General features: G+C 33.1%; 11 protein-coding genes and 2 pseudogenes. 1 reads left to right on the plus strand and 12 read right to left on the minus strand.

What is annotated here, in order from left to right:
* Nucleotides 1–103 precede the first annotated feature (103 nt).
* The 3 genes and pseudogenes from spoVFB to COC46_RS20200 form a co-directional block, all read right to left on the minus strand.
* A pseudogene (gene spoVFB, locus COC46_RS20190) lies at nucleotides 104–286 on the minus strand (dipicolinate synthase subunit B); the annotation flags it as partial.
* A 130-nt stretch (nucleotides 287–416) separates the two neighbouring features.
* Nucleotides 417–950 carry a Rossmann-fold NAD(P)-binding domain-containing protein gene (locus COC46_RS20195; RefSeq protein WP_098811697.1) on the minus strand — a complete coding sequence of 178 codons (534 nt, stop codon included), beginning with the start codon at nucleotides 948–950 and terminating at the stop codon, nucleotides 417–419.
* Between the two features lie 285 nt (nucleotides 951–1,235).
* On the minus strand, nucleotides 1,236–1,412 hold the full coding sequence (locus COC46_RS20200; protein WP_098811698.1) for a cell division protein FtsZ: 177 nt from the start codon (nucleotides 1,410–1,412) through the stop codon (nucleotides 1,236–1,238).
* Nucleotides 1,413–1,541: 129 nt separating this feature from the next.
* Here COC46_RS20200 and COC46_RS20205 point away from each other — a divergent pair, with 129 nt between their 5' ends.
* Nucleotides 1,542–3,038: a recombinase family protein gene (locus COC46_RS20205; protein ID WP_098811699.1), complete on the plus strand. Its 1,497-nt coding sequence runs from the start codon at nucleotides 1,542–1,544 to the stop codon at nucleotides 3,036–3,038.
* Nucleotides 3,039–3,072: 34 nt separating this feature from the next.
* Here COC46_RS20205 and dpaB read toward each other — a convergent pair.
* From dpaB to rbfA, 9 genes and pseudogenes are all read right to left on the minus strand, one after another.
* A pseudogene (dpaB, locus tag COC46_RS20210) lies at nucleotides 3,073–3,498 on the minus strand (dipicolinate synthase subunit B); the annotation flags it as partial.
* On the minus strand, nucleotides 3,495–4,397 hold the full coding sequence (gene dpaA, locus COC46_RS20215) for a dipicolinic acid synthetase subunit A (protein WP_098811701.1): 903 nt from the start codon (nucleotides 4,395–4,397) through the stop codon (nucleotides 3,495–3,497). The gene dpaA and the pseudogene dpaB, both read right to left, overlap by 4 nt.
* 254 nt (nucleotides 4,398–4,651) lie before the next feature.
* Nucleotides 4,652–5,893 carry a M16 family metallopeptidase gene (locus COC46_RS20220; protein WP_098811702.1) on the minus strand — a complete coding sequence of 414 codons (1,242 nt, stop codon included), beginning with the start codon at nucleotides 5,891–5,893 and terminating at the stop codon, nucleotides 4,652–4,654.
* A 101-nt stretch (nucleotides 5,894–5,994) separates the two neighbouring features.
* Entirely contained in the window at nucleotides 5,995–6,975 is a 981-nt protein-coding gene (locus COC46_RS20225; protein ID WP_098811703.1) for a polysaccharide deacetylase family protein, read from the minus strand.
* A 276-nt stretch (nucleotides 6,976–7,251) separates the two neighbouring features.
* On the minus strand, nucleotides 7,252–9,366 hold the full coding sequence (pnp, locus tag COC46_RS20230; protein ID WP_098811704.1) for a polyribonucleotide nucleotidyltransferase: 2,115 nt from the start codon (nucleotides 9,364–9,366) through the stop codon (nucleotides 7,252–7,254).
* Between the two features lie 232 nt (nucleotides 9,367–9,598).
* Entirely contained in the window at nucleotides 9,599–9,868 is a 270-nt protein-coding gene (rpsO, locus tag COC46_RS20235; RefSeq protein ID WP_025568545.1) for a 30S ribosomal protein S15, read from the minus strand.
* A gap of 135 nt (nucleotides 9,869–10,003) precedes the next feature.
* Nucleotides 10,004–10,948 carry a bifunctional riboflavin kinase/FAD synthetase gene (gene ribF / locus COC46_RS20240; protein ID WP_098811705.1) on the minus strand — a complete coding sequence of 315 codons (945 nt, stop codon included), beginning with the start codon at nucleotides 10,946–10,948 and terminating at the stop codon, nucleotides 10,004–10,006.
* A 72-nt stretch (nucleotides 10,949–11,020) separates the two neighbouring features.
* A complete protein-coding gene (gene truB, locus COC46_RS20245) occupies nucleotides 11,021–11,932 on the minus strand; it encodes a tRNA pseudouridine(55) synthase TruB (RefSeq protein WP_098811706.1) in 912 nt (303 codons plus the stop codon).
* A 71-nt stretch (nucleotides 11,933–12,003) separates the two neighbouring features.
* Nucleotides 12,004–12,351: a 30S ribosome-binding factor RbfA gene (gene rbfA, locus COC46_RS20250; protein ID WP_025568543.1), complete on the minus strand. Its 348-nt coding sequence runs from the start codon at nucleotides 12,349–12,351 to the stop codon at nucleotides 12,004–12,006.
* Nucleotides 12,352–12,758: the final 407 nt, after the last annotated feature.

The raw sequence follows: 12,758 nt of genomic DNA on the forward strand, positions 1-12,758 counted from the left end.
ATAATTCTTTTCATAGTAACGAGTATGTATCTTAATGACACATACTCAATTTTCTTCATTCTAACATAGAAAAAATAGTTCAGTCCTATTTTTTCTAAAATATTTATTGTAGATCACGATATTTTTCAACTAATACAGGTTGAAGTTGTTTTCCTTCAATAGAAGATTTCACTGTGTCAAGTAATGCTTCCATTCTTGCCACTAATGAATTTGGTTTTTTTACTGGATCATCTTGGCCAAATGGAATAAAATAGATATTTTTTGTACTCATTAAACGCATTAAATTATGACTTAGAGGATAATACCTGTTTAAAAGGAATATCATTGGTCTGGGACACAAAAAAATTGAGATCAAAAGGAGTCTCTTAAAGGATTTATTAGGGGATATAACAGTAAGCTTAAAGAAGTATTTCAACTTATTGATTATGATTAACAAAATAGTTTGCATATGCATAATCAAGTTGTTTTTTTATGCAAGTATTATAAAAAGCTTGTTTATAATCCGTAAATAACACCTTTAAAAATCGCTTTCTAATTGCTTGAATCGTCAAATTATGAAACCGTAAATAGCATTCAGTCCAAAACAACATATTTTTAGAAAATGTTTCATCGTCAATTTCAAAAAAAGTTCGGACGGCCCTAACTCCGATATTCCCCATTAAAACAGTAACATCTTCAACATCAACATTAGCATCTAGTTCAAAAATAATAATCTCATAATCGTTTTCTTGTCTATTTGTTTCATTACTAACAGAATAGCCGATTAATTCACCATTAGTAAGATTAATAGCCACTACACCTTTAGCCTGATCTAAAGTCCAGTTATTATATGCTAGTTCCACCACATCTTTATTTCTTACATTCATTATTAGCTGTTCAGCATGCTTACGATCAATCAGTTTTTCCTTTGTGAAAAATTGTTTTTTTAAATGATATTCGATAATAACCAACATTCCTCTCTTTGATGAAGATTTAGAATCACTATCACTATAATTACTACCGTTATGTAAAAAAAATGACAGATTTTTGAATAATCTGTCTCAGTAATAAACACTTCAAGTAAATTTGCTTTATTTGGTTATGCAGTATTATCAAAAATTATTAATCGTCATTCACATTATTATATCTTCCGTCAAAATGATTGCATATTTAGTTTTTTACCGTTAGAAATGGACAAAAAAATGATTAAATCTAACTAAATAAAAAAGCACCCTTTTAGGTGCACATTCAATACATTATTTAGTTTCATTTTTATAAAATTCTTGTTTAATAATCTTCCGACCAATTGTATGGATCTCCTCAAGTATTTTATTTATCTCTTCTTCTGAAACATCATTTGGCCCAATCATATTAACTTTTGTTTTTCCAAATTGATAGGTAGCAGTATATTCTGTTTGTTTACTCAGTATCACCACCCCCATAATTAATTGTATGTTTAACCTGATTACGGACTAACCACTATTTTTATAGGTTAAGTGTTATGTTCAACAATTAATTAATTCCTTAATTAGTCATATATATAGTCTATGAGGTGATATAAAATGGAACGAATTGCATTGTACTTGCGTAAAAGTCGAGCTGATTTAGATGCAGAGGCTCGAGGGGAAGGTGAGACTTTATCAAAACATAAAGAGCAGCTTCTAAAATTCGCTAAAGAAAATAATTTAAACATCATTCGGATTCGACAGGAAATTGCTTCTGGTGAATCACTTGTCTATCGTCCCGAAATGTTAAAGCTTTTACAAGAAGTTGAAGAATTTAAATATGATGGAGTTCTTGTCATGGATATGGACCGTCTTGGTCGCGGTAATATGAAGGAACAAGGAATCATATTAGAAACCTTTAAATCGTCTAAAACAAAGATCATAACACCTAGAAAGACATATGATCTCCATGATGAGTTCGATGAGGAATATAGTGAATTTGAAGCATTCATGGCCCGAAAGGAATTAAAAATAATAACTCGTAGACTTCAAAGAGGTCGAGTTTTATCTGTCCAAAGAGGGAATTATCTTGGCACCTTCGCACCGTATGGATACGAAATATATGAAACAAAGGAATTCCGCTCATTACAAATTAATAGTGCACAGTCAAAGGTAATAAAAAGTATTTTTGAGTGGTATACAAAGGAATTGATTGGCGCATCTGAAATCGCTAACCGTTTAAATCAAATGAATATACCATCTTTTTCAGGAAAAAAATGGAGTTATCACTCAATCTTAGAGATGATCAAAAATCCTATCTATATCGGGAAAGTAACCTGGAATAAAAAGTCGAGTAAGGGGATTCGGAAACCAAAATCTGAATGGTTAATCGTTGATGGGAAACATGAAGCAATCATTGATGTAGAAGTATTCCAATTAGCTCAGGATATATTAAATAGTCGATACCATGCACCTTATAATAGTAAATTAAGTAATCAATTAGCTGGTTTACTTTTTTGTGGTAAATGCGATTCAAAATTACAGCAGCGTTATCCAAAAGGAAAGCCTAGACAAATCGTGTGTACAAATAACCGCTGCAATACAAGATCTTCCTATACTCATTTAATTGAAGAAAGGCTCATTCAAGCGTTAGAAATCTGGTTAAAAGAATATAAATTAAGTTTTACGAATCAAACTGATCAGGACGTTGACGAAGTTATTCATTTAAAAAAGCATGCACTTAAACAAATTGAGATGGATTTGATTGAATTAACAAATCAAAAAAATAATTTATATAATTTATTAGAACGAGGTATTTATGATGAATCGATCTATCTTGAACGTTCTGAGATCCTTTCTAATCGACTAAAAGAGCTTTCAGATAGTAAGACCTCAATTTCGAATGAACTGTTAAAATCTAACAATCGAGAGCAGTTAAATGAACAAGTGATTCCAAACATTGAAAAAGTGCTAGATTTATATTTCCAAACTACTGATATAGAGCTTAAAAATCGACTACTTAAATCCGTTTTAATCAAAGTTATATACAAGAAAGAACCAAATCAAAAATTAGATGATTTTACTCTAACTCTTTATCCGAAGCTCCCACAATAAAATTGTATTTCATTTGGTATTACCATCTAAGTCACATTAAATTTGTTCCATTTAAACCTAAAGCGTCATTTGTAGAAATACCTAAAACAACAGGTTTTCCATTTCTTAAAGTAGCTTTAGCTGCCATTAATACAGGACTATCAGTTTGAGCATTAGCAAACTTACTCATTGAATTACCTGTTAACGGTGCAATGACCATACAATCTAATTGTACTTTTGGTCCAAATGGTTCTGCCCCGACAATTGAATCAACAGTTTTACGTCCTGTAATTTCTTCAATTTTTTTGATCCAATCTTCGCCAACACCAAATCGTGTTGTTGTGCTTTTTACTGTAAATGTGACAACAGGATAAACTTCAGCTCCATCGTCTACTAACTTTTGAATTTGAGGTACTACCTCTTCATAAGTACAATGTGAACCTGTGATACCAAATCCTATTTTCTTACCTTTCAAACTCATTTTGGTTGCTCCTTCCTTTTGTCTAATTCTTCTTTTAATAGCTGTGTTAGTACATTTCCGATTATTTGACCTGCTGTTTTAGGAGCAACGATTCCTGGTAAACCTGGTGCTAATAAAGCCTTAATCCCTCTTTTTTCAGCATAACGAAAATCTGTTCCTCCAGGTTTAGATGCTAAATCAATAACAAGGGCATGTGGTTGAAGTTTTGAAATGACACTTGCTGTGACGATTAGAACAGGAACAGTGTTAATGACAATATCAACATCTTTTAAGGCATCTTCAATATTCTTAAATTCAAAAGCTTCTAGACCCATTTCAACGATTCGAGCAATATGCTCAGATTTACGGGCACCTACTTTAACTTTTGCACCTAAGCTATGAAAAGTCCTCGCTACACTCATTCCTGTACGACCTAAACCTAATACTGCTACTTTTGAATTATGAATTGTATATTCCGTATGTTGAATTACCATCATTATTGTACCTTCAACAGTCGGAATACTATTATAAATAGCTACATCGTCTCTTTCAAATAATTTTACTAACTTTCGATTTGAAGCCGCAACTATACTATCTAAGTATGAGTTACTTATCCCAGAATAGATCGTACAATGAGCAGGAGTTTTGTCTAAGATTTCTTTTGTCAGAACAACTTTTTCGTTTGAAAAAATTGTATCCACTACTCCCTCGATATTCGTACCTGGTACAGGTAGAAGTATCGCATCTAGATCTTCAAAGTCTGCATCTGCCATTAATTCTTTAGATGCACTTGTAAAACCACTATCTAATTGTTCAAATCCTATTAATGTTACCTTTGCGTCTAACTCTGTTAACTTCCGAATAACTTCCAGCTGTCTAGCATCTCCACCAATGACAGCAATATGCAAGCCAGTTAACATGCAGCATTCACCTTCTTTACATCACTATGGTAAATGGAAATTAATCTCTGTAAGCAGGACTACCGCCTAACATCTTTCTCCTAAATATCTTATGAATCTTCCTTTGCATTGGTGAAGGTTCTTTCTAAAATTAAAGCCCAGTAATAAAAAAGTATTGAAAACTATGTCATTTACGTTTTTTCTTAATTTTTTTCAGCTACTTAAAACGTGAAAAAGAGGCTCCTTATCAAAAAGGACCCTCTAACTTTTTAATCTTACTGTTTTAAATTTGATGGAATTACTCCATCTGGACTTACTAATGCTACTGCATAGTCGTCAGTAAATACAAATTTTGCAATATCGTTTACTTTATCAATTGTAACTTCATCTATTAACTGAATAACTTCATCTAAAGAACGGTGTTTTCCTAGCATTAATTCATTTTTACCATTTCGGCTCATTCTGCTATTTGTGCTTTCTAAGCCTAACATTAAATTACCTTTTAATTGCTCTTTACAGTTATTTAATTCTTTTTCTGTTATCCCTTCAGCCTTTAATATGTTTAAAGTTTCTTGGATTGTTTCAAATAATTGATTTACTTGGCTTTTTCCAGTACCTGCATAAATGGCAACTGTTCCGCTGTCTTGATATGCAGAATGATAAGAGAATACTGAATATGCTAGCCCTCTTTGTTCTCGAACATCTTGGAATAATCGGCTACTCATACTGCCACCAAGTATATTATTTAATGCAATTAATGGATATAAGTCACTATGACCAAGTTCAAGACCTCTATATCCAACACAAAGATGTGCTTGCTCTGTTTCTTTTTTACGTGAAATTTGTCCATTATGAATCGTAGGGATTCCGAAGCTTATTTCTTTCTTTTTCCCTTCATAAGTTCCAAATAAATCTTCAACTCGTTGAATAAAAGATTCATCAATATTACCCGCAATCGAAATTACGACTTGATCAGGTGTATAAAAATCCTTCATGTATTGGCGTAAAGTGTCACCGTTAAAAGATTTTAATGTATCTTCTGTACCTAATATCGGATAACCTAATGGATGATTTTCATACATCACTTTACTTAATAAATCATGTACTAAATCATCTGGTGTATCATCATACATTTTAATTTCTTCAAGAACTACATTTTTTTCTTTTTCTAATTCACCCTCATCAAAAGTTGAATTAAAAAACATATCTCCTAAAACCTCTAAAGCATAATCAGCATGAGTATCTAACACTTTAGCGTAATAACAAGTATATTCTTTTGAAGTAAATGCATTTACTTGTCCGCCGATTGAATCGAAACTTTCTGCAATTTCTTTAGCATTTCGAGTTTTAGTACCTTTAAAGAACATGTGCTCAAGAAAATGTGAAACACCATTTAGTTCTGGTGTTTCATTGTATGAACCTGTTTTTATCCAAACACCCAGTGCAACTGAACGGACAGTTGAAATATTTTCAATTACTACTCTGACTCCATTTTTACAAGTATGTCGTACAATCATGTAATGCCTCCTATGTATACACCATCTATTTACACTATTGTAATAAGATTGAAATATTTAACTATATTTTACAATCATCTTAACAAAGCTGAATGCAAATGTCATTTGTTTTCAACTTTTTTAATTATATCGTACCGTTTTTCATCTAATAAAGTTGAAATATTTACAACTCTTCGACCTGATGCCTCTATTTTTGTAATTAATTCATCAAGTGCATCAGCTGTTGGTTTCGTTGGATGCATAAGAACGATCGTACCATTTCCTACTTTTTTCATAACCCGATTAATAATGACTTCTCTTGGCGGTTTCTGCCAATCAATCGTATCAGCTGTCCACATGATTGTTTTTAACCCTAAACTTGAAGCTATTTTTACAACTTCATCTCGATAGCTACCGCTTGGAGGAGCAAACCATTCAACTTTTTGATCGGTTGTAGCTAATATGACTGAATTTGTTTCCATTATTTCATTTCTTATTTCCTGACTACCTAATCTTGCCATATCAGGATGTGAATAAGAATGGTTCCCAACTTCTTGGTCTGCAGCAGTGATTAATTGAGCAATGGTTGGATTATTTTTAACCCATCTACCTTCGAGAAAGAATGTTGCTTTTGCATTGTGCTTTTTTAATACTTCTAACATTTTCGGGACATATTCATTTCCCCACGCAACATTTATTGTAAACGCTACCATTGGTTTTTCTGGATTCCCTTTATACACGGGTGATGGAGGTAAATCTTTTAAGTGAATTTTAGGAGAAACTTCTTTAATAACAAGTTTATCCTGGTCAAACTTGCCTTTTGATTTCATTTTCTTATATGATGCGTCAATATCAACTGATAAGCCGTTATAACCGGGAATAGCCTTCCATACTGAGTCCAAATAAGCATCTTTTGGGGGAATTTCGTATGATGGCGCTTTCGATTTGATTTCATCATATAAACCATTAGTTTTCGCTGTAACAAACGAAGACTTCTCAGTTAAGTTCCTTACATATTGATTCGTATACTGATTTCTAACGACTAAAATTGCTAGAAATAATGCCATAACGAATGCTAAGACTTTTAACCGACTTCTACTCATTTCCTAAACACCCTCCTACTAGAAGGAATATGATATTTTTTTATTAAATAGAACAAGCTTTCTACAAAATTATGCAAGATCCAGTTAGCTAAATACTAATTAATTTGGTAATTTCTAGTTCTACTTTCCTTATTGTAACCAAAAAAAATTTAGACACACATTTAATTCAGGAAAATATAAGGGAGATTTGGTTTGGGAACTAAAAAAACAACAGACTCACTTATTAATGTGCCTGTTGTTTTTTATTGTTATGGAAAGACAAACATCTTCCCTTATTTAGTTTTGCTCAGCTTTTTCTTTTTGTTCTTTTAATACTGCTTTGCGTGATAGGTTTACACGGCCTTGTTTGTCAATTTCAGTTACTTTTACAAGGATTTCGTCACCAAGTGATAAGACGTCTTCTACTTTTCCTACACGTTCTTCTGCAAGTTCAGAAATATGAACTAAGCCATCTTTCCCTGCAAAAATTTCAACGAATGCACCGAATTTTTCAATTCGTTTTACTTTACCCATGTATAATTGACCGACTTCAACTTCACGTACAAGATCTTCAATAATTTGTTTTGCACGTTCGTTCATTGGTTGATCTACAGATGAAATAAATACTGTTCCATCTTGTTCAATATCAATTTTTACGCCTGTTTCTTCAATAATTTTATTGATTTGTTTTCCACCAGGTCCGATTACATCTTTAATCTTTTCTGGATTAATTGTCATCATTAAGATTTTTGGAGCAAACTCAGATAATGTTGTTCTTGGCTCGCTAATAGTTGCAAGCATAGAGTCAAGAATTTGCATACGTCCAATTTTTGCTTGTTCTAATGCTTCTTTTAAAATTTGTTCTGATAGACCTTCAATTTTAATGTCCATTTGAAGTGCAGTTACACCTTTAGCTGTACCTGCTACTTTAAAGTCCATATCTCCTAGGTGATCTTCCATCCCTTGAATATCTGTAAGAACTGAATAATGTTCTCCAGATTTGATTAATCCCATAGCAATACCAGCAACCGGTGCTTTAATTGGTACACCAGCATCCATCATTGCTAGCGTACTTGCACAAATACTTGCTTGTGAAGTTGAACCATTTGATTCAAGTACTTCAGATACAAGGCGGATTGTATATGGGAAGTCTTTTTGATCTGGAATACTTGGCTCAAGTGCTCTTTCGCCTAGTGCTCCATGTCCAATTTCACGGCGACCTGGTCCACGAATTGGTCCTGTTTCACCTACACTAAATTGTGGGAAATTGTAATGATGCATAAATCGTTTTGACTCTTCAATGCCTAATCCATCAAGGATTTGTACGTCACCTAGTGCACCTAATGTACAAATGCTTAACGCTTGAGTTTGTCCACGAGTGAATAATCCAGAACCATGTGTACGTGGTAATAATCCAACTTGTGATGATAATGGACGGATTTCATCTAATTTTCTTCCGTCTGGACGAACTTTTTCAACTGTAATTAATCGGCGCACTTCTTCTTTTACAAGCATTGAAAGGATTTCTTTAACTTGTCCAATTGTCTCTTCGCCCGCTTCATTTTCTTCAAACTGTTGAACAACTCGTTCTTTTACTACATTAATCGCATCTTCGCGAGCATGTTTTTCATGAACTTGAATTGCTGCGTTTAATTCTTCTTCACAAATTTCGCGAATTTGTTTTTCTAATTCCACATTAATTTCATGAAGTTGAATTTCCATTTTTTCTTTACCAATTTTAGCTACTATTTCTTCTTGGAAAGCAATTAATTTTTTAATTTCTTCATGACCAAACATGATTGCTTCAAGCATCACTTCTTCTGGTACTTCGTTAGCTCCTGCTTCAACCATGTTTATTGCATCTTTCGTTCCAGCTACTGTTAAATTAATGTCACTGTTTTCAGCTTGTTCAACAGTTGGATTAATAATAAATTCGCCGTTTATACGTCCGACTACTACTCCAGCAATTGGTCCGTTAAAAGGAATGTCAGAAACACATAGAGCTAATGAACTACCAAACATAGCAGCCATTTCTGATGAACAATCTTGGTCGACACTCATTACCATACTGATTACTTGTACTTCATTACGGAATCCATCAGCAAATAATGGTCGAATTGGGCGGTCAATTAAACGACTCGCTAATATTGCTTTTTCACTTGGTCTACCTTCACGTTTAATAAAACCACCAGGAATTTTACCTACTGCATATAAACGCTCTTCGTAATTTACTGTTAATGGGAAAAAGCTAACTTTTTTAGGTTCCTTTGATGCAGTTGCTGTTGCTAATACGACTGTATCTTCGTATCTTACTAAAACTGCTCCATTTGCTTGCTTTGCTAATTGTCCTACTTCAACAGTAAGAGTTTTACCCGCAAGCTGCGTGGAAAAAACGTGCTTTTGTTGTTCCATATGGTATAAATACCCCTCTCTAATTTACAATTCAAAGCCTAAATTATTATGTAAAAAAATCGTATATTCTCTATTATCTCCTATGTTTAGTAAAGAAATCAACTAACGTGAAAAAGAGAATAAATATTTATAAATTTAAATCTCAATTGTTCACTAATTTCAAAATCGATATGTATAAGAAAAAGCGGGAAGAATCCCGCTTTTTCTAAAAGTATCAAATTAATACTCGAAATTAACGACGTAAACCTAATTTGTTAATTAATTCACGGTAACGAGTAATGTCTTTGTTACGTAAGTAGTTTAGTAAGTTACGACGCTTACCAACCATTTTTAATAAACCACGACGAGAGTGGTGATCTTTTTTGTGAGTACGTAAGTGCCCATTTAAAGAGTTAATGTTTTCAGTTAAAACTGCAATTTGAACTTCTGGAGAACCAGTATCGTTTGCATGAGTTTTGTAAGTGCTGATGATTTCGTTTTTACGTTCTTGAGTTAATGCCATGTTTTTTCACCTCATAAAATTATTGTTGAACACCTATCACCTAGCAGTCGTCGGTGAATCGATTTGCCAAGCAACGGTTTTTCAAATACGTTATTAAGTTTACATTGTTTTAATAATAAAAGCAAGTCTTCTAAATTAGTTATTTAGAAAATAACTTTTTACAGTTTCACGATCTTTTTGTAATTGATCGATTAATTCATTTATTCCATTAAACTTCTTTTCATCACGAATTCTTGCGTACCAAAAAATTTCAACTTCTTTTCCGTAAATATCTTCATTAAAATCAAAAATATTTACTTCAATTGTTTGTTTTTGGAACTCATGATAAAAAGTTGGTTTGTATCCAATATTACACATACCTTCATATAATTCACCGTTCACAATACACTTCACAGCATAAACGCCTACTGAAGGTAATGCATACGGGATGGAAACTGAAATATTAGCAGTTGGAAAACCAATCGTTCTACCGCGTTTATCTCCATCTACAACTATTCCTTTAATTTGATACTGTCTGCCAAGTAAATGAGTGGCTTCTTCCATTTCACCAGCTTTTATTGCTTCTCTAATTCGAGTTGAGCTTACTTTTTCATCATCTAAAATGAATTTAGAAACAGTTGATTGAGTAAATTCACCTCTAGCATGAAATGGTAATGATTCCATATTGCCTTTACCATATTTACCGAATGAAAAATCAAATCCAGCAACAACATGTTTAGCATTTAAAGAAATAATATATTGATCGACAAATTCTTGTGGTAGGAGATTTGCAAATTCCTCTGAAAATTCAACAACAAATAATTGGTCTACACAAAGTTTCTCCATCCACTTCACTTTTAGTTCCAAAGGGGTCAAATAAGAAATCGCGTCGTCGCGATTCCCTAGAATTGCTGATGGATGAGGGTCGAATGTCATTACTGATAATAATAATCCTTTTTCATCCGCAATTTCTTTGGCAGTTTTTATGACTTGTTGATGTCCTTTATGTACTCCATCAAAAAAGCCAAGCGCTAAGACCGTTTCTTTATAATCTTCTTTTTTTATTGAATGAGGATGGGTGATTTTTATTATTTTTGTCATATTTATCACCTTTTCTATAATCAAGTCTCTTTTCCCATTATAGAACAATGAATAAAATTTATATAGTTTTTTCTATTGGTTATGAAATACTCTTGTCGGTTTTATTACTTTATTATTTTTAGGATTTGGGGTGTACATTGCAATAATCTTATTATTTTCATTGTATACTCCAATGAATTCCCCTTCTTTACAATTCATCTTATTTGGAAAAAAGCCACCATTAAAAACCTTTTCTTCCTCCTCTGAATTTACATTCAAACGTGGATATTCTCTTAGTGCTTGTTCCATTGTTAACATAACATGATCAAGAGTAGATGACTCAGTAGCCTCTGCTAGCTCCTCTAACGTTACGCAATCATCAATTGTAAATGCACCAGCCTTCGTTCTAGTTAAATAAGACATATGGGCAGGGAAACCTAAAATTTCACCCATTTGAACAGCTAAGGTTCTAATATATGTACCTTTACTACAAAACACTTCAAATTTAAAGGATATTGTATCACCTTCAAATAGTTCACGATCATCTAATAATACAATTTCATATATAGTAACTGTTCTAGTTGGTCGTTCGACTTCAATTCCAGCACGGGCATATTCATAAAGCTTTTTACCATTCACTTTAACAGCGGAGTACATTGGAGGGGTTTGCCTGATTTCACCAGTTAATTGATTTAATACAGTTAAAATTTCTTCACGAGTAATAACTCGATTAACTTTTTTTTGTTCAATTATTTCTCCGTGTGCATCTTCTGTAGTAGTTGAAAAACCTAATGTAATCTCTCCAATATATTTTTTCCGATCATCAGTAAGATATGGTATTAGCTTTGTAGCTTCGCCTACACATATTGGTAGTACACCGGTTACTTCTGGATCAAGAGTACCCGTATGACCAACTTTTTTTGTCTTTAGGATCTTTCTAATTTTAAATACACAATCATGAGAAGTAAGACCCGCTGGTTTATTCAATGCTATTACGCCATTCATCTTATCACCTATTGTTTATTTTTTAGCATGATGAAAAATGGATAGACGAATCACTCGCCTATCCATTCATATCAGTTATTCTCTTTATTAATTTGAGTTAGCAACGTCTCAATTCGATTACCATAATCGACTGATTCATCAAATTCAAAAATTAATTCTGGAGTCTTACGTAAACGAATACGTTGACCAATCTCAGAACGAATAAATCCTTTTGCTTTCGCTAATCCAATTAATGTATTTTGACGTTGTTCATCGTCACCTAATACTGAAATATAGACTTTAGCTTGTTGTAGGTCACCAGTTACTTGAACATCAGTAACTGTTACGAAGCCGATTCTTGGGTCTTTAATTTTTCTACCAATGATCTCTCCAAGCTCTTTCTTCATTTGTTCCCCAACTCGATGTGCTCTAACTTTCATACTTTCACCTCAATCTTACAAAGCAAAACAATACGTGCTTCCATACGATTAGTTTAACTAATTGTATAAATAATTATTTATTATGCTGAACTTATTCATTTGTGAAAAGTCCATATTTTTTAATTACCTATTCAAATCATCTTCTAAAAGAAGATAAAATGATGTCTAGTTCCAAAAGCTAGCTCTTCGGTAATATTCCAACTACTTTTGAAGTGGACAAACCACCACTTCTTCAAGTTGTTGGAGATATTCCCTTCAGAGCTGGGCAAGCTTTTTCCACTTTTCGTAATGTCTAGTTCCAGGCGTTAGCCCCTCGAGGTCATAAGCCCAATAGCAGTTAAGGTTTAAAACCAACCTTTTCTGCTATTGTTCTTATGCTTGTCGGGGCTGAGCAAACGCCTTCCACT

It is taken from the genome of Bacillus sp. AFS041924, assembly GCF_002577195.1.
Lineage (GTDB): Bacteria > Bacillota > Bacilli > Bacillales > Bacillaceae_G > Gottfriedia.